This window comes from Vibrio sp. Isolate22, from assembly GCF_022398115.1.
Classification (GTDB): domain Bacteria; phylum Pseudomonadota; class Gammaproteobacteria; order Enterobacterales; family Vibrionaceae; genus Vibrio.
Genome location: NZ_JAKEUW010000017.1, coordinates 17,280 through 36,197, shown reverse-complemented (window position 1 = coordinate 36,197; position 18,918 = coordinate 17,280). Strand labels below are relative to the sequence as shown.

Sequence of the window (18,918 nt, the reverse complement as noted above, 5' to 3'; positions counted from 1 at the left end):
TCGATTGTCCACCTGTAGGATAACGATATTGCTAATGTCATTACCCCTAATAGGGCTTTACCGAGCGCGTAAAAAAACGCAAAATGCGCCTGTTCTTTTTACTTTAATTTGATTCTATGACGCACCAATACCCAGACATCATCAATATCTTCAACCAAACCTTTTTCGAGAGCTTCAATACTAAACTGGAATTGGGTGAAGATGAGCCTATTTATCTGCCAGCTGATGAACAGGTTCCTCACCATCGTATCGTGTTTGCTCGCGGGTTCTATGCCTCTGCATTGCACGAGATCGCGCACTGGTGTGTAGCGGGCCCTGAGCGCCGTCTATTGGAAGATTTTGGTTATTGGTATGAGCCAGATGGCCGAACAGAAGCGGTTCAAGCTGAGTTTGAAAAGGTAGAAATCCGCCCGCAAGCGTATGAATGGATCATTGCAACCAGTGCAGGCTTTCCTTTTAATGTTAGCTGTGACAATCTACACGGCGATTTTGAGCCAGATCGTTTGGCCTTTATGCATAAAGTACACAAAGAAGTGGTGGGTATCCTTGAAGTTGGTCTTCCACCAAGAGTCAAAATGCTTTCCGAAGCGTTGCGCGACTTCTACGATGTAGAACCTCTGTGTGCTAGCCAGTTTATTGTGAAATAAGAGAATATTATGATTATCGAATTTGAAGAAAAACTACTTGAAGTAATTGATGCTCGTATTGAAAACGCATCAGACGACGAACTGTTTGCGGGTGGTTACTTACGTGGTCATATCTCTCTTTCAGTGGCTTCATGTGAAGAAGAAGGCATTGAGGATTTGGCAGAAGTGAAAGCGCGTATTGAGAAGAGCCTAGATGATGCTCGCTCTGAACTTACACCAGCCGATCGCACTATTGTTAATGACCTTTGGGTTGAGCTGCAAAACCAAGCTTAATCGCGGGTTATTTATCATTGTCTGCTCAGTCCCTTCCTTTCCATTTTGCTGAGCAGTGAAGTTTGAGACTCATTCGAAATTTTTGAATGAGTCTGTTCAATCCTTGTGATGGTTCCATTTTCTGACTACGTTATTCTAATCCTACTTAACGAGATTACAGAAAGGGTTACATCATGAAAGTTATCGCATTCGGCGCAAGCACAAGCTCTACCTCTATCAACAAAACACTAGCAACTTACGCAGCTAACTTGATTGAAGATGCTGACGTAAAAGTTCTCGACATCAATGATTACAACGTTCCTATGTTCAGTGAAGATACTGAAAAAGAGATTGGCCAAGCTGAAGGTGCTCAAGCATTTTTGCGTGACTTAGCAGAAGCGGACGCATTTGTTATCTCTTTCGCAGAGCACAATGGCCACTATCCAGCAGCGTACAAAAACCTGTTTGACTGGGCGACACGTATTGAGCGTTCAGTATTTGGTGAGAAGCCTGCGGTATACCTAGCGACGTCTCCTGGTCCTGGTGGTGCACAAACAGTACTTGGCGCGGCAACAGGTTCTGCACCGTACTTTGGCGGTAACGTAAAAGCATCGGTTTCAGTACCAAGCTTCTACGATAACTTCGACTTTGAATCTGGCGCTATCAGCAACGAAGAGATCGCACAGCAGATTAAAGAAGCCGTCGCTAAGCTTTAACTCTTATTAGTGCTTAAACCCAGTAAAGTCGTTTGAAAGTTTAAGTTATCAGATACAAAAAGCCCGAGAGACGTAGTGTCACTCGGGCTTTTTCATTACAAATACTCTGAATTAACGATCGAGTAATCCGTCAGTTATTGATTGGCTTTTGCCTGTTTATCTGCGACCCATCCCGCTGTTAATGCCTTACCCTTACGTAGTCTGCGTACCCACATTCTGCTTGGGTGAATGGCTTCCAGTACATCAGCAGGAAGAGGAAGTGGATCGCCACAAATTTGTGATGCTAAAACCTCTGCGAGTAGGGGAGCAGAGCTTAACCCGCGAGAGCCTAAACCGATAAAGCAGAATAGGTTAGGGAAGCTAGTGACGGTTTCAACATCGTCAACCGAGTCACGCTGTGGGTTAAAGTTATGCAGATTTTGGTACTGCTCTTTAATGGCTTCAAAGTTACCAACGTTACCGACAAACGGAAGATGATCGCGGCTTACACTACGGATACCTTGGCGCGCTAGGTTGCCACTGGTATCAACTTCTTTTGTCCACGCTTGATCTGGCAGTGAGCCATGAAGGCGCTCGCCATTGTGCTGTTGAACTTCAGCATCAAACTCTTGGTCGATGTTGGTTTTGTCGTAGTTCGCGCCAATGCAATGGTGTCCATTGTTTGGGTTTTGTGGTGTTAAGTAACCATCAAAGCACAACACGGTTTTAAGTTTGCTGAGGTTTTCCGTGGTTGGAATGTGGCTCACTTGACCTTTAACTGGGGTCAGAGGTACAGGTTGAGTCTGCTCAAACTGAGTGAATTTGTGGCCGTTCGCAACAACTACTTGGTCATGTTTTGCTTGAACTTCACCTTGTGGTGTATCAATCGTCAGTAGCCATTGCTGGTCTGTCTCTAGCCACTCTAGCTGAGTCACTTGGTGTTGATAGTGTGTACTTACTTTATTGGTTTGTTTCAATTGACCAATAAGGCCTTGAGTAAGCTGAAGTGGGCTTAACCATCCACCTAGAGGAAAGTAGACGCTCTCTTTATCAACGGGTAAACCGATCTTTTCGTTTGCTTGCTCTGGCGATAAACGCTGAATCAAATCGGTGTGGAAATTACCTTCTAACATGCGATTGAGCTTCTTAGTGGAACCTTCATCCCACATCAAAATGTTCACACCACACCAGTTATGGTCGAATTCAATCGATGTTGCGGCTTGATTGATGAACTGACGCGCAAACAACAATCCAGGGCCGAATATACGCGAAACGTTTGAGGTCGCCTCACTCAATAGCGGGTAAATTGCACCTTGGTTATTACCAGAGGCGTTACCAGCAGCTTGCTGATGTTCACAGTAGAGCGTGATGTTCTTACCACGGCGGCTCAGTGTTTTAGCCAACGCAGCACTGGCAACACCACCACCAATGATCGCTACATCTTGTGAGTTACTGTGCTCTGATAAGCCATACCAAGGCTTGATATTGGTATGAGCACGTTTTTCGCCAAGTTGGCCTGCAATCATTTCACGCTTCGTACCAAAGCCTTTGACCTTCTTCATCTCAAAGCCAGCTTCAATCAAACCACGACGCACGAAACCAGCCGCGGTAAAAGTCGCACAGCTACAATCTTGCTTGGCCAGCTTTGCCATGCCATTGAATAGGTTTTGGTTCCACATCTCTGGGTTTTTGCTTGGGGCGAATCCATCTAGGAACCATGCATCTACCAAACCTTGCTTTGGTGTAGGCACGCTTGGCATACAGTCTTTGATGTCGCCGAACCATAAATCCAATGCGATCGCACCATCGCCTAATACGATGCGGTGACATTCAGGCAGGGCGATAGGGTAGTGTTCTTGGAGTTGCGTCGCATACTCGGCTAATTCTGGCCACGCTTGGTGCGCTTTGATGAGATCCTCTTTGTTTAAAGGATATTTCTCAAAACTGATGAAATGTAACTCTTTGGTAATAGCTTGAGGGTTATCTTTAAGAAAAGCATCGAACCATTGCCAAACCGCAAGAAAGTTGAGGCCTGTACCAAAGCCAGTTTCAGCGATCACAAAACGGCGCTGATCATGTTCAAGCCAACGCTCTGGAAGGTGGTTTTGCTTTAAAAAAACGTAACGAGTCTCTTCCAAACCATTCACGTTGGAGAAGTAAACATCGTCAAATTGGTCTGAAACTGGCGTGCCAGACTCATTCCATTCCAGCTCAGCATTAGTAATTGAAGTCATAAAATCTATCATTTTGTGATTTGAAGCGATATGTTGGTAGGGATTGTACGAATTTCTAGGAAAGCTGACCACTTTTGTTAGGCTTCTTAGTTATCATCTAGCTGAATTTAGAATTATAGGAATGTCACATGAAACGAGTCGTAATCACCGGTATGGGTATTGTTTCAAGTATCGGTAACAACGTCGAAGAAGTTTTAGCATCACTGAAAGAGGGTAAATCTGGTATTACCGCTTCAGAGCAGTTCAAGGAAAACGGCTTACGCTCTCAAGTTTGGGGTAACCTTAAAATGAACCCTGCTGACCATATTGACCGCAAAAAGATGCGCTTTATGGGTGATGCAGCGGCATTCGCTTATCTTTCAATGGAGCAAGCAATTGCAGACGCTGGCCTAACAGAAGAGCAAGTATCTAATGACCGCACGGGTATCGTTGCGGGTTCAGGTGGTGCTTCTTCTCTTAACCAAGTAAACGCAGTAGACATCATCCGCGAGAAAGGCGTTAAGCGTGTTGGTCCATACATGGTTCCACGTACAATGGCTTCAACGGTTTCTGCTTGTCTAGCAACTCCTTTCAAAATCCGTGGTGTGAACTACTCTATGAGTTCTGCATGTGCAACATCTGCACACTGTATTGGTCACGCAATGGAGCTTATCCAACTCGGTAAGCAAGACGTAGTATTCGCTGGTGGCGGTGAAGAGCTAGATTGGTCTCTGACTATGATGTTCGACGCAATGGGTGCACTTTCTACTAAGTACAATGATACACCAGAGCTAGCTTCTCGTACTTACGATGCAGACCGTGACGGTTTTGTTATCTCTGGTGGCGGCGGCATGCTAGTTATCGAAGAACTAGAGCACGCTAAAGCTCGTGGCGCGAAAATCTACGGTGAGATCGTAGGCTACGGCGCAACTTCAGACGGCTACGACATGGTTGCTCCTTCTGGTGAAGGCGCGGTTCGTTGTATGAAGATGGCAATGCAAAACGTTGATGGCGTTGACTACGTGAACACTCACGGTACTTCAACTCCAGTTGGTGACGTGAAAGAGCTAGGTGCTATCCAAGAAGTATTTGGTGGCAACAGCCCAGCAATCTCAGCAACTAAAGCGATGACAGGTCACGCTCTAGGAGCAGCTGGCGTACATGAAGCGATTTACTCAACGCTAATGCTAGACAACGGCTTCATTGCTCCAAGCATTAACGTTTCTAACCTAGACGAAGCAGCTGCTGGCCTAGACATCGTAACTGAAGCTCGCGAACAAGAGCTAACAACAGTTATGTCTAACAGCTTTGGTTTCGGCGGTACGAACGCAACGCTAGTAATCAAAAAATACCAAGCTTAATTAGGCTTGAGTTAGATAGATAAAGGTTAATCGTTAACGGGTGACGCAAGTGCAGTTTCAACACGCACAGGTAACTCATTAACCATGACCCACAGAACAAAGCTTTCTAAACAATAGGTTTAGAAATGGAAAGGTTTCCAGAGCTTGATCAGTAGTGGTTTTAGTCAGTACTGGTCGAACAGACGCAGACTCTGTCTCCTGGAGAGCGAGATAGGATCCTTTTGTTCTGGATGTTTGCCCGATTGTTAATTCAATCGGGCATTTTTCGTTTTAGGCTTGAGTAGTAAAAGCTGAGTAGGGCAATCAATCCTTATCTCAACAAGCCTTTATTCATAATGTATTCCATTTGTTACTCGACACCGTGTGTGGAATTTTGCACAATCATTTCAATTCACATTTAGGTCGATAGACCCCAACAAAAGTACTCGCCAAATGAAAATCTTAATTGACGAAAACATGCCTTATGCTGAAGCGCTTTTTAGCCAGCTAGGTGAAGTGACAATGAAGTCTGGTCGCACATTAACTGCGGACGATCTGGTTGACGTAGACGCACTGATGATTCGCTCTGTCACTAAGGTGAACGAAGAATTAATCAGCAAAGCCAATAAACTGAAGTTTGTCGGCACTGCAACGGCGGGTATGGATCACGTCGACCAAGAATTGATGAAAGAGCGTGGCATTTTCTTTACTGCGGCGCCGGGCTGTAACAAAGTGGGTGTGGCTGAATATGCGTTCAGTGCGATGATGGTTCTTGCGCAGCAACAAGGCTTCTCTGTGTTTGATAAAACAGTCGGCATTATTGGCTGTGGTCAAGTGGGTAGCTACTTAGCAAAATGCCTTGAAGGTATTGGTATTAAGGTTCTACTGAACGACCCCCTAAAGCAGCAAGAAGGTGACACTCGTGAATTCACTGAATTAGAAACTCTGCTTGAGCAATCAGATGTGATCACCCTGCATACCCCGATCACGAGAACGGGCGAGTTCCCAACCCATCATTTGATCAACGAGCAAGTGCTGAATAACTTACGTGCTGACCAAATCCTAATTAATGCGGCTCGTGGCCCTGTGGTTGATAACCAAGCACTCAAAGCTCGCCTGCAAAAAGCTGATGGCTTCACGGCTGTCCTTGATGTATTTGAGTTTGAACCTGAAGTGGATATGGAACTGCTCCCTTTACTTGCTTTTGCAACACCTCACGTAGCGGGCTACGGTCTAGAGGGCAAAGCACGCGGTACTACGATGATCTTTAACAGCTATTGTGAGTTCTTGGATAGTGAACAACGCGCTTATGCGAGCGATCTATTGCCGACAGCTCCTGTACCTCAAATGAAATTAGATAGAGCTTGGGACGAAGCAACACTGCACAATTTGACTCAGTTGATCTATGATGTGCGCAAAGACGATGCCTTATTCCGTCGCAATATCGCTACGCCAGGTTCTTTTGACAAGATGCGTAAAGAATATTGGGACCGCAGAGAGTACAGTGCAGTCGAGTTAACAGGTGATGATTCTTGTAATCTAGCGCCGTTAGCTAAACTCGGTTTTATGGTAAAGCCAACTTTATAAAAGAGAGAAACAATGAGCCAAGAATTTAATATTGCTATTTTAGGTGCGACTGGTGCGGTTGGTGAAACCATTCTTGAAGTACTTAAAGAGCGTAAATTCCCTATCGGTGAACTGCACTTACTAGCAAGTGAACGTAGTGAAGGTAAAACTTACCGCTTTAATGGTAAGACGATACAAGTGCAGAGCGTAGCAGACTTCGATTGGTCTCAAGTTCATATCGCATTTTTCTCTGCTGGTGGCGACCTTTCTGAACAATGGGCACCAGTTGCTGCGGATGAAGGTGTTGTTGTTATCGATAACACATCTAAGTTCCGCTACGAATACGATGTTCCACTGGTTGTGCCTGAAGTGAACCCTGAAGCAATTGCTGAGTTCCGCAACCGCAACATCATTGCGAACCCGAATTGTTCAACGATTCAAATGCTGGTTGCGCTTAAGCCAATTCACGATGAAGTTGGTCTAGAGCGTATCAACGTGTCGACTTACCAATCTGTGTCTGGTGCAGGCAAAACAGGTATCGATGAGCTTGCTGGTCAAACCGCTAAGCTTCTTAACGGCATGCCAGCTGAAAACTCAGCATTCCCACAGCAGATCGCGTTCAACTGTATCCCTCAAATTGATGAGTTTACGGAAAACGGTTACACGCGCGAAGAGATGAAGATGGTTTGGGAAACACAAAAAATCTTTAACGATTTTTCAATCACCGTGAACCCAACATGTGTTCGTGTACCGGTGTTCTACGGCCACGCAGAATCTCTACACGTGGAAACTCGCTCACCAATTGGTGCTGAGCAAGTAGTTCAACTACTAGAGAACACAGAAGGTGTTGAAGTTTTCCACGGTATGGAATTCCCAACACAAGTACGTGACGCTGGTGGTAAAGACCACGTAATGGTAGGTCGTATTCGTAACGACATCAGCCACCACAGCGGCATCAACATGTGGGTAGTTGCAGATAACGTTCGTAAGGGCGCAGCGACAAACGCAGTTCAAATCGCTGAAGTTCTGATTCGCGATTACTTCTAAGCCTCACCGCTTTGATAAACAAGCCTCACTCTTTAGTGGGGCTTTTTTAATCGATTAAAAATATTGTTAGTCAAATTGTGTGAAATTGCTGCGAATATTGTCGCTGCAACACATTTTTTGTTTTCATCTCTATAGTTTTACGTCATTTATCCGATATATTTAATAGATCATCACATTATCCGAATTTAAGCACCTAGCTGAGCCTTTTATGTTTCAAATTTTCAAGCAGTGGTTAATACCTTTTGCCGTTATCATTGCGACTCAGATTTCCGTTGTTCGTGCAGATTCCATTCGAGTTGTAGGGCCTAATGGTCAGATACAATCAGCGCCTACTTTTTCAGAACCTCTTAAAAGAGCTCAATCGAATAGCGCAGAGCCTTCTCGTTTCTACGGTCCAACGCGTGGCAATGAAACGTTGTGGTCTATTGCCTCCAAACTGCGCCCAGATAACTCTGTTTCCGTCCAACAAACCTTGTTGGCAATTTACAGACTGAACCCACAAGCGTTTGAAAACCAGAATATCCATAGCTTATTGCCTGCTAGCCATTTACGTGTCCCTTCTTTAGAGCAAGCTCGTGCGAGCTCTACGCAGCAAGCTATTAACATCATGAGCTCGCATTTGGCGAAGCTTGATGAACCAGCAGCTAAGCCAAAAGCCGTTCAAGCTTCAAACCCATCGAATGTAGGACCGGCAAAATCGGTGCCTGCCAAGCCAGCTCCGACCGTAGAAACCGCGAAAAAATTGGTTTCAGGTGCGCCATCTTCTTCTGTTAAAGAGATGAACAAACTTGAGAAGCAGCTAGAGCTATCTGAAAGCGAGCTTCTATCTCTCGAGGAAAAAAACCATCAACTTCGCTTGATGTTATCGGATGTTCAGTCTGAAGTGGATGTGCTTAAGACAGAGCTGAGTGACGAAGACCGTATTCGCAGTGAAGTTGAAAAGTTACTTGCTGAAGAGCGCAGAAAGAACGCTGAAATTGAAAAAATGGCACCAAGTGCAATGGACCAGCTGTTGTCAAATGGTTGGCTAGTCGCTGCACTTGCGATCATTCCAGGTCTTCTACTTGGTCTTATTATTGTGATCTTGTTGGGTCGCCGCTCTAAAAATGAAGAGCAACAGCAACCAACGCAAGACCAGCCTATTCAGCCTGATCCAAGCAGCGCTGCGCCAATGATGCTGGCTGATGAGATCGATGACCTCGACAATGAATTGTCTCTCGATGATGAGCTGTTTGGTACAGAAGATGATGCGAATAAGCTATTTGATGACCAAGCATTGGCTGACGAAGACGATGTGTTTGCTGGCTTAGATGAATCAGACCTTGATTTCAACCTTGATGGTGAAGAGGATGATCCGTTTGCCAGCATCGGTGAGAACGGCGATTTAGACACTAACTTCGATGATCTAGATTTAGACAGCAGCAACGGCATCAGTGTTAATGGCGAAGAGAAAGCGCTTGGTCTAGAAGAGATGGAGCGTGCGCTTGATAAGACGGCAGAAAGCGCGCTTGATTCTGATGATGGTGACTTTGACCTGTCGGACGACAACTCAATGTCTGCTGATGACATTGAAGCGTTGTTATCTCAAGAGTCGCAGACAGAAGGCCTAGGTTCCAACGAACTGGATCAGTCTATGCTTGATGATCTGTTTGCACTGGATGATGAAGACGATGACAGTTTCGATATTGATGCACTGATCTCAGAAGAGCAAAGTGATTCGAAGCCGAGCGCAGACGCGACTGCAAGCGATGATTTTGATATCGATGTACTTATTTCTGAACAGCAAAATTCTCAGCCAGAGCCAACAAGTGTTGAAGATGATATTGATGACATCTTCGCGCAAGTAGCTGCTCAGAATGAACAGAACGATCCTTTCAATCTAGATAGCGACGATGAGAGTGCCAAAGACCTAAATAGTAGTTTGGCTTCTGATGACGATATCGAAAACATTTTGGCTCAGTTTGACCAACCTCTGGAAAGCGAAGAAGAGCAGCAGAGTGTTGACCTTCTTGACGAGCAATTAGCCGGTGATGATGTCGATTTAAGTAGCTCGACAGACCTACTTGATGAGATGTTGGAAAACGACTCTGATGAGGATTCTGAAGGTGAACCTCTAGGTTTTGACGCTCTGTCTGAATTGGAAGAACTGTCAGGCTTATCAACCGATGATGAACTGAATATTTCTGAAGACAGCACAGAGACGCTAGATGAGCTGCTTAGCGACTCGGGCGATGACTTTGAGATTGATGCTGAGAGCACCAACCTATTAGATGAATTCCTTGACGATGAAATCAATGATACTGAGCTTACTCTAGACAGTGATGAAACGTTAGATGAGCTGCTAGGAAGCGAGCTGTCGGCGGATGAAGACGATCAGTCAGCGACTGAATCTCTGGATCCATTCGATGAGCTACTGACGAGTGGTATTGAAGACGAGGTTGAGTCTGAAGAGCAAGCCTTTGATAAAGAGCTTGAAGCTGCATTCGACTTCGACACACCAAATGATGATGTAAGTAGCCTTGCAGAGGCTGATATCGAGTCGTTACTTTCTGAGCCTTCTGCTGTACCTGAACCTACTGAAGCTGAACTTGATGAGCCGGTAGTTGCAGAGCCAGAACCACAAGTCGACGACATCGAAGTTAACGACGAGCTAGTAAGCACAGAAGCGCCAGAAAATACTACAGAGCCAGAGCTCAAGAATGATGAAGCTGCATTTAATCGTGATGACTTTATCGATGATATGTTTGGTGTTGCACCTGCTACAGATGCGCTACTCAATGACCCGTTGGACACCACTGATGAAGCGCTTATCGATGAGTTGATGACGCCAGAATTGGGCGCACACGTTGAAGAAGTTTCTGAGCACCCCGCTCAATCTGACGTGATTGAACCAGTGGTCGAAGATACAAAACCAGAGATAGAAAGCGATGAGTTAGATATCGATTCGTTACTCTCTGAAAATAATAATGTTGAGGAGTTCGAGCAGGAGCAACCTGAACTTGAACCTTCACCGGAACTAGGCAGTTCAGAAGAAAGCGCGCCAAGATTTGATAACGAGGCTGCGTCTCCAGCTTCATTAGGTGACATTTCTGACGATGATGAAGATACAGTTGAAGACTGGCTAGCTGAAGCGATCAACGATGTAGAATCTCCATCGAACGTTGACTCTGATTTTGACTTTGAACCTAAGATTCAAGGTAGCGAAGAGTTCGATAGTGCTGTTGAATCCTTGCCAGAGCCAGAGCCAGAGCCAGAGCCAGAGCCAGAGCCAGAGCCAGAGCCAGAGCCAGAGCCAGAGCCAGTTCGTGCTGCGAACATGCCAGAGATCATTCCAAATGAATTCGGTGTGCCACAAGATGACGATTGGCTGATTGACGAAGACACCACTGAAGTAGTTGCTGAAACTGCTGAAGAACCAACGCCAGAGTCTCTACCTGAAACGGCACTACAGCCAGAAGCGGCAGAGCAACAGAGCGAAGATGAATTCTCGTTTGATGATTTCGAGCTTCCAGAATTTAATGAAGAAGATGCATTGGCGGAAGCCGAGGCTGAAACTGCCATTGAACCGCAAGCTGAGTCTCAACCTGAAACAGCACTACAGCCAGAAGCTGAAGAACAACAGAGCGAAGGTGAGTTCTCGTTTGATGACTTCGAGCTTCCAGAGTTTAATGAAGAAGATGCATTGGCGGAAGCTGAGGCTGAAACTGCCATTGAACCGCAAGCTGAGCGTCAATCTGAAACAGCATCACAGCCAGAAGCGGCAGAGCAACAGAGCGAAGACGAATTCTCGTTTGATGACTTCGAACTCCCGGAGTTTAATGAAGAAGATGCGTTAGCGGAAACTGAAACAGAAACAGAAGTTAGCACTCAACCGCTAGTTGAGCCTCAACCTGAAATGACACCACAAGCAGAAGCTACAGAGCAGCAGAGTGACGATGAGTTCTCGTTTGACGACTTTGAGCTACCAGAGTTTGGTGAAGAAGACGCACTTGCTGAGGCTGTGAGTGAACCTGATGAAGCTCAGCTAGAGCAAGATTTATCGGATGGCAGTGAGAAGTTTGAGTTCGATGATCTTGACCTTCCAGAATACGATGAAGAAAGTGCTAAAGCGGACTCTGTTTTAGATGATATTGAGCAGAGCAGTGCAGAGCCTGTTGCAGAGGAGCAAGGCGTACAGTTTGACGAGTTCGATTTACCTGAATACGGTGAAGATGAAGCGATCTCTGATGCATTTGCAGAAAAGCCTACGCCATTAACTGCCTTTAGCCCGCAGGGAGAAGAGCAAGATGCACTGCATGACCTGTTCTCGAACCCACAAAGTTTTGCTGGTGCGGATGACTTCTCGGATGTCAATGAAGCGGATTTAGCCGGATTCCCAGAAGCGAACGAACCAACAAGTGCAACTTCAGTGTCTAGTGCTGAGGCCAGTGAAGTTGAAGACGAGCCGTTAGAGGGCTTCGATAACTTTGATGAAACTAATTTGGCTGAATTGCTTTCAGAAGATGTTCAAGACACAGTCGACAACATGTTCGAGAAGCCATTAGATGCGACATCTATTGATAGTGCTGGGTTAGACATTGACGCAATGCTTGAAGTGGGCGGTGAAGATTGGAAAGGTTTTAATCTTGCGCCAGAACAGCAATCGAGCATGCAAGATGATGTCCCTGATGATCAGCAAGAGATTTGGGCGTCTGCAGAGCAGCAAGCTGAACCTAAGATCAAAGAAGAGAACTGGGCGCAGCAAGATAACCTGACCGAATCATCGAACAGTCGTGACAAGCAGTACATGACCATCGATGAATTGATGGCTCAAGTTGAGCAAGAGGGTGAAGATGCCATTAACCCAGACGAAGAAGAACTGAAGCTGGATGTTGGTCTGAACGAATTCCCTGACGTGATTGGCGATATTGGAAACTATGATGTTGATAGTAACGCTGAAGCGGCTGGGAAGCTTGATCTTGCTAAAATATACATTGAGATGAGTGATTCTCAAGGCGCGATCAAACTGTTAGAAGAGGCGATAGTCGACGGAAGCGACGATATTCGCCGAGAAGCCAAGAATCTTATCGATACGTTAAACGGACGATAAACTGGACGAGATATAAAGGGTAGTATTGGCTACCCTTTATTTTTTGGCGAGTCGTTCTTCTAGTATTATAGATTTAGCCGCTTCCTATTTGGGATAGCACTCATTTCCGTATATACTTCTCGCCCATTTTCAAAGAGAACAAGAACATGAAAATTGCTTTAGGTATTGAATATAACGGTACCCACTACTTTGGTTGGCAGCGCCAACGAGACGTGAAAAGTGTCCAAGAAGAATTGGAAAAGGCTCTTTCGGTTGTCGCAAATCACCCAGTAGAAGTTCAATGTGCAGGACGAACGGATGCCGGTGTTCACGGTACGGGACAAGTCGTTCACTTTGAAACCAATGTCGACCGCAAAATGGTGGCATGGACAATGGGTGCAAATGCCAACATGCCTAAAGATATCGCTGTTCGTTGGGCAACTGAAGTGAATGAAGATTTTCATGCTCGCTTCTCTGCAACGGCACGTCGCTACCGCTATATCATTTTCAATCATGCACTGCGCCCTGGAATCTTGAATTCAGGCGTGAGCCACTATCATGGCCATCTTGATGAGAAAAAGATGCATGAGGCTGGTCAGTACCTGCTGGGTGAAAATGATTTCACGTCGTTCAGAGCAACACATTGTCAATCTCATAGCCCGTGGCGAAACATGATTCACTTGAACGTGACTCGACATGGTCATTACATCGTCATTGATATTAAAGCGAATGCATTTGTACACCACATGGTGAGAAACATTACGGGTAGCCTAATTGCTGTCGGTAAAGGTGAACAGAAGCCAGAGTGGATTAAATGGTTGCTTGAAGCGAAAGACCGTAAGTTGGCTGGAGCGACCGCCAAAGCCGAAGGTCTCTATTTAGTAGATGTGGATTATCCAGAAGAATTTGGTCTTCCAAGAGAGCCAATTGGTCCTCTGTTTCTTCCAGATAATTTGAACTAAATGTGGGACTTAGGTTCAAAAAATATTGCGAAATCGTGCGTAAAATAGCTCAAGAAAATAGGTACAACCAGTTTTTTATCTACACTTGCTGTTTTATGTGCTTTAATCTCCTCGCATAATTCCCAAATTTATTTCTTTCGCAATCAAGCGGAAGAATCGAAACAAAAGGTCTTCCATGAGTTGGCTTGAAAAGATTTTAGAAAAAAGCAACATCGTAACATCTCGTAAAGCGTCTATCCCTGAGGGTGTTTGGACTAAATGTACTTCTTGTGAGCAGGTGCTTTACCATGCTGAACTAGAGCGTAACCTAGAAGTATGTCCAAAATGTGACCATCACATGCGCATGAAAGCACGTCGCCGCCTAGAAACATTCCTAGACAAAGGTGAGCGTGTTGAACTTGGTACTGATCTTGAGCCGCAAGACAAACTGAAGTTCAAAGACTCTAAGCGTTATAAAGAGCGTATCTCTGCTGCTCAAAAGAACAGTGGTGAAACAGACGCACTTGTAGCAATGAAAGGTGAACTACTAGGTCTACCAATCGTAGCGTGTGCTTTTGAATTCTCATTCATGGGTGGTTCAATGGGCTCTGTAGTAGGTGCTCGTTTTGTTCGCGCTGTAGATGCTGCTATTGAAAACAACTGTGGTTTAGTTTGTTTCTCTGCTAGTGGTGGTGCGCGTATGCAAGAGGCACTAATGTCTCTAATGCAAATGGCAAAAACCAGTGCTGCACTTGAGCGTCTTTCTGCGAAAGGGCTGCCGTTCATTTCAGTAATGACTGACCCAACAATGGGTGGTGTTTCTGCAAGTTTGGCAATGCTAGGTGATATCAACATCGGTGAGCCAAAAGCACTTATCGGTTTTGCTGGTCGTCGTGTAATCGAGCAAACAGTACGTGAAGACCTACCTGAAGGTTTCCAACGTAGTGAGTTCTTACTAGACCACGGTGCTATCGACATGATCGTTGATCGTCGTGAAATGCGTCAGCGCGTAGCTAGCCTAGTTGCAAAAATGACCAATCAGCCTTCACCATTAGTAGTTTCTGTGAACGATTCACCGAATGAAGCTGCTTATGAAGTACCAGAAGCGCCAGAAAAAGGGTAAAGTACCTTCTAACAAACCAACTTTATTATGGTTATGAGTTAGATGAGTCAACAACCTATTCCTCAAGCCACATCCTCTTTGGAGATGTGGCTTGATTATATATCAAACATCCACACCAGTGCTATTGATCTTGGGCTAGACCGAGTTCAGGCTGTCGCCTCTAAGGCAAATCTTACCAAACCTGCTAAACACGTCATTACTGTTGCCGGAACCAATGGCAAAGGTTCAACGTGTGCGCTAATGGAAGCCATTCTATTAGATGCGGGATACTCTGTTGGTGTCTACAGCTCTCCTCACTTAATTCGTTACAACGAGCGCGTTCGTACCAACGGCCAAGATCTATCTGATGAAAAGATGGTTCAGTCTTTTGATTTTATTGAGAACGAACGTGGTGAAATCAGTCTTAGCTTCTTCGAATACGGTACTTTGGCTGCGTTGCGTGCTTTTCAAACGGAAGCAGTCGATGTTGTGTTGTTAGAAGTTGGTCTCGGCGGCCGCTTAGACGCTACTAATATCGTTGATCACGATGTGTCTGTCATCACGAGCTTGGCGGTCGACCATGTTGATTGGCTTGGCGATGACATCAATGTGATTGGTTTCGAGAAAGCGGGAATCTATCGTAGCGGTAAGCCGGCTATCTGTGGTCAACCTAAGCCGCCAGCGACGGTTGCTGCACATGCAGATGATATCAAAGCTGAATTTTATCAGGTTGGTATTCAATATACCTACGCTGTTGATGGCGACACTTGGAACTGGCATAGCGGTGCATTCCAACTGGAATCACTTCCTATTCCAACCTTACCGCTCCCGAACGCGGCAACGGCATTAATGGCACTTGGCACATCAGAGTTAGATATTAGTGATGTGAACGTGGTTAATGGTTTGAAGAACGCTCAACTTCCTGGGCGCATGCAACAAATTAGCGACCAGCCTGTGATTGTTCTCGATGTGGCTCATAATCCACATTCAGCAGAATACTTCGCACAGCAAGTTACTAAAAAATATGCGGGCAAGAATTTGCACGTTGTAGTCGCTATGCTTCATGACAAAGACATTCCAGCGACATTAGAAGTGTTAGCACCAATCGCAACACACTGGTACCCAGCTTCTTTGCAAGGGCCACGCGCGGCAACGGCAGCTGAACTTTGTCAAAGCCTTCCTCAAGGTGTTGAGCAGCATACAAACCCGGTTGCGGCGTTTGAGGCGGCGTTAGCATCAGCGAAAGGTGAAGACGACGTTGTGTTGGTGGTCGGTTCTTTCCATACAGTAGGGGAAGTGTTGGAGCATTGGCAGAAAAAAGGAAACTAGATGGCAAGTAAATTTCAGAGCCGCTTAGTCGGCACCATCATTTTAGTGGCCATTGGCGTGATTGTATTGCCAGATGTGCTCGATGGTAAAAAGCTTCACTATAAAGAAGAGTTTGCAAGCATTCCTATTAAGCCGGAACTTGATAGCAATGTTGAAGTGTTTGAGGTGCTTGACCCAGTCGAAGATCAGATTGCACTGCCGGACTCTCCGGTAGAGCGAGTGGTTGAAAGCGGCGGGGCATCAGAAACCCAAACGGCATCGGTTTCTGAAAAAGAAGCGGATAAAGTGGCGGTTGTGGTTAAGCCAGTACCTGAAAAAAATGAGTATCAAGACAGCGCTTGGATCATTCAATTGATGGCTTTGAAGAATGCTGACAACGCGAAAAGCGTGGTTAAGGATTTGCAAAAGCGTGGTTACCAGGCTCACACCAAGCAAGAAAAAACTTTTACGCGAGTAATTATTGGCCCAGATGTATCTAAATCCAAACTTGAGCGACAAATTAAGGAATTAGAAAAAATTACGGGTTCAAAAGGCCAATTGCTCAAATTTAAACCGTTAAATCCATAAGAAAACGTTTGCGTCAGCATTTTTTCTGTTAAAATGCGCGCCAACTTAAGATGAAGAATTCATGAATTGGTTAGATTTTGTCATTTTAGGCGTGATCGGCTTCTCTGCCGTGATCAGTTTAGTTCGTGGTTTCGCTAAAGAAGCGTTGTCACTCGTTATTTGGTTTGGAGCATTTTTTATTGCTAGCCAGTACTACGCAAAATTAGCGGTGTACTTCACCAATATCGAAGATGAGATGTTTCGAAACGGAACGGCGATAGCAGCATTGTTTGTTGCAACGTTAGTTGTCGGTGCGTTAGTTAACTATGTTATCGGTCAGCTAGTTCAGAAAACAGGCCTGTCAGGTACAGACAGAATCCTCGGTGTCGTCTTTGGTGGCTTACGTGGTGTTTTGATTGTTTCTGCAGTGTTGTTTTTCATGGATGCGTTTACTGCATTCCCAAGTTCTGAGTGGTGGAAGAATTCGCAGTTGGTTCCGGAATTTAGTCGAATCATTGCGCCGTTCTTCGAGCATTTACAAGCAACATCTAGTTTCTTATCTGGCGCGCTATAGCGCCAGTTAATGTCGAAAAATCGAGGATTAGGACATGTGTGGTATTGTTGGAATCGTGGGTTCAACACCTGTAAACCAGTCTATTTATGACGCTTTAACGGTATTGCAGCATCGTGGCCAAGATGCCGCTGGTATTTGTACTATAGAAAGCAATCGTTTCCGTCTGCGTAAGGCGAACGGTTTAGTAAAAGATGTTTTTGAAGCAAAACACATGCAACGCCTCCAAGGTAACGTAGGTATTGGCCATGTTCGTTACCCGACAGCAGGTAGCTCAAGCGCGTCGGAAGCTCAGCCTTTCTACGTAAACTCGCCTTTTGGCATCACGTTGGCTCACAACGGTAACCTAACGAACGCAAATGAAGTTCGTGAAAAGTTATTCGAAAAAGACCGTCGTCATGTGAACACTACTTCGGATTCAGAAGTGCTATTGAACGTATTGGCTCATGAGATCGATACGGTTAAAGGTAACGTGACTTCAGATGATGTTTTCCGTGCTGTATCAAACGTACATCGCACAATTCGTGGCGCATACGCAGTAACTGCTATGATCATCGGCCACGGTATGATCGCATTCCGCGACCCACACGGTATTCGTCCACTGTGTCTAGGTAAGCGTGAAGTTGAAGGTAAAACGGAATACATGGTGGCGTCTGAATCGGTAGCACTGGATGCTGTTGGTTTTGATTTCATGCGTGATGTGGCACCTGGTGAAGCTATCTACGTAACATTCGACGATGAGCTTTTCACTAAGCAATGTGCAGACAACCCACAGCTCAACCCATGTATCTTTGAGTTTGTATACTTTGCACGCCCTGATTCATTCATCGATAAAATCTCAGTGTACAGCGCACGTGTTGAGATGGGTGAATTACTAGGTAAGCGTATTAAAGAAGAGTACTCAGACTTAGATATTGATGTGGTTATCCCAATTCCAGAAACGTCTAACGACATTGCACTGCGCATCGCTCAAGCTATCGACAAGCCTTACCGCCAAGGTTTCGTGAAAAACCGTTACGTTGGTCGTACGTTTATCATGCCTGGGCAGCAACAGCGTAAGAAGTCAGTTCGCCGTAAACTTAATGCGATTCGTTCTGAGTTTAAAGGCAAGAACGTTCTACTGGTTGATGACTCTATTGTTCGCGGTACGACTTCAGAGCAGATCATTGAGATGGCTCGTGACTCTGGCGCAAACAAGGTGTTCATGGTGTCAGCGGCTCCTGAGGTTCGCTTCCCTAACGTTTACGGTATTGATATGCCGAGCGCGACAGAGCTAATTGCTCATGGTCGTGACAATGAAACGATTTGTAAGCAGATTGGCGCAGACGCTCTGATCTTCCAAACGCTACCAGACTTGATTTCAGCGGTAGGTATGGGCAACCAAGACATCGCACGTTTCGATACTTCTGTGTTTAATGGCGAGTATGTAACGGGTGATATCGACCAAGCATATCTAGATTTCTTAGACTCTCTACGTAATGATGACTCTAAGATTCAGCGTGAGATCCAACAAGATTTAGCGAACCTAGAGTTACACAACGAAGGCGCTTAGTTTTCTTTAGTGATTAGAATATTAAAAACCAGAGCATCGATCGGCTCTG

General features: G+C 45.3%; 14 protein-coding genes. 13 read left to right on the top strand and 1 reads right to left on the bottom strand.

The window, feature by feature from the left end; all coding sequences use genetic code 11:
- Positions 1-116: 116 nt before the first annotated feature.
- The 3 genes from L1D55_RS12070 (at position 117) to L1D55_RS12060 (ending at position 1,615) form a co-directional block, all read left to right on the top strand.
- Complete coding sequence (locus tag L1D55_RS12070; protein WP_239917578.1) at positions 117-647, top strand: elongation factor P hydroxylase; 531 nt, start codon at positions 117-119, stop codon at positions 645-647.
- A gap of 9 nt (positions 648-656) precedes the next feature.
- Positions 657-920 (top strand): YfcL family protein, encoded by a 264-nt coding sequence (locus tag L1D55_RS12065; protein WP_004737967.1) that lies wholly within the window; start codon positions 657-659, stop codon positions 918-920.
- Positions 921-1,093: 173 nt separating this feature from the next.
- A complete protein-coding gene (locus tag L1D55_RS12060; protein WP_004737969.1) occupies positions 1,094-1,615 on the top strand; it encodes an NADPH-dependent FMN reductase in 522 nt (173 codons plus the stop codon).
- A gap of 134 nt (positions 1,616-1,749) precedes the next feature.
- On the opposite strand, the gene mnmC is transcribed toward L1D55_RS12060, so the two are convergent.
- Positions 1,750-3,900: a bifunctional tRNA (5-methylaminomethyl-2-thiouridine)(34)-methyltransferase MnmD/FAD-dependent 5-carboxymethylaminomethyl-2-thiouridine(34) oxidoreductase MnmC gene (gene mnmC / locus L1D55_RS12055; protein WP_239917577.1), complete on the bottom strand. Its 2,151-nt coding sequence runs from the start codon at positions 3,898-3,900 to the stop codon at positions 1,750-1,752.
- A gap of 56 nt (positions 3,901-3,956) precedes the next feature.
- On the opposite strand from mnmC, the gene fabB reads away from it, so the two are divergent.
- The 10 genes from fabB (at position 3,957) to purF (ending at position 18,869) form a co-directional block, all read left to right on the top strand.
- Positions 3,957-5,168 (top strand): beta-ketoacyl-ACP synthase I, encoded by a 1,212-nt coding sequence (fabB, locus tag L1D55_RS12050; protein ID WP_063523967.1) that lies wholly within the window; start codon positions 3,957-3,959, stop codon positions 5,166-5,168.
- Positions 5,169-5,600: 432 nt separating this feature from the next.
- The gene (locus L1D55_RS12045; RefSeq protein WP_239917576.1) at positions 5,601-6,734 is read left to right on the top strand and encodes a 4-phosphoerythronate dehydrogenase; all 1,134 of its coding nucleotides are present in this window, start codon (positions 5,601-5,603) and stop codon (positions 6,732-6,734) included.
- A 12-nt stretch (positions 6,735-6,746) separates the two neighbouring features.
- Positions 6,747-7,760, top strand: a complete 1,014-nt coding sequence (locus L1D55_RS12040; RefSeq protein WP_239917575.1) for an aspartate-semialdehyde dehydrogenase — start codon at positions 6,747-6,749, stop codon at positions 7,758-7,760.
- A gap of 208 nt (positions 7,761-7,968) precedes the next feature.
- Positions 7,969-12,849, top strand: coding sequence for a FimV/HubP family polar landmark protein (locus L1D55_RS12035; protein WP_239917574.1), 4,881 nt, complete (start codon positions 7,969-7,971; stop codon positions 12,847-12,849).
- A 146-nt stretch (positions 12,850-12,995) separates the two neighbouring features.
- Entirely contained in the window at positions 12,996-13,790 is a 795-nt protein-coding gene (truA, locus tag L1D55_RS12030; RefSeq protein WP_008220283.1) for a tRNA pseudouridine(38-40) synthase TruA, read from the top strand.
- 175 nt (positions 13,791-13,965) lie between these two features.
- Positions 13,966-14,892, top strand: a complete 927-nt coding sequence (gene accD, locus L1D55_RS12025; protein ID WP_004740637.1) for an acetyl-CoA carboxylase, carboxyltransferase subunit beta — start codon at positions 13,966-13,968, stop codon at positions 14,890-14,892.
- 42 nt (positions 14,893-14,934) lie between these two features.
- The gene (gene folC, locus L1D55_RS12020) at positions 14,935-16,200 is read left to right on the top strand and encodes a bifunctional tetrahydrofolate synthase/dihydrofolate synthase (RefSeq protein WP_239917573.1); all 1,266 of its coding nucleotides are present in this window, start codon (positions 14,935-14,937) and stop codon (positions 16,198-16,200) included.
- Entirely contained in the window at positions 16,201-16,767 is a 567-nt protein-coding gene (locus L1D55_RS12015) for an SPOR domain-containing protein (RefSeq protein WP_239917572.1), read from the top strand.
- 61 nt (positions 16,768-16,828) lie between these two features.
- Positions 16,829-17,320: a CvpA family protein gene (locus tag L1D55_RS12010; RefSeq protein ID WP_004740640.1), complete on the top strand. Its 492-nt coding sequence runs from the start codon at positions 16,829-16,831 to the stop codon at positions 17,318-17,320.
- A 34-nt stretch (positions 17,321-17,354) separates the two neighbouring features.
- Entirely contained in the window at positions 17,355-18,869 is a 1,515-nt protein-coding gene (purF, locus tag L1D55_RS12005; RefSeq protein WP_239917571.1) for an amidophosphoribosyltransferase, read from the top strand.
- The last annotated feature ends 49 nt before the right edge of the window (positions 18,870-18,918 follow it).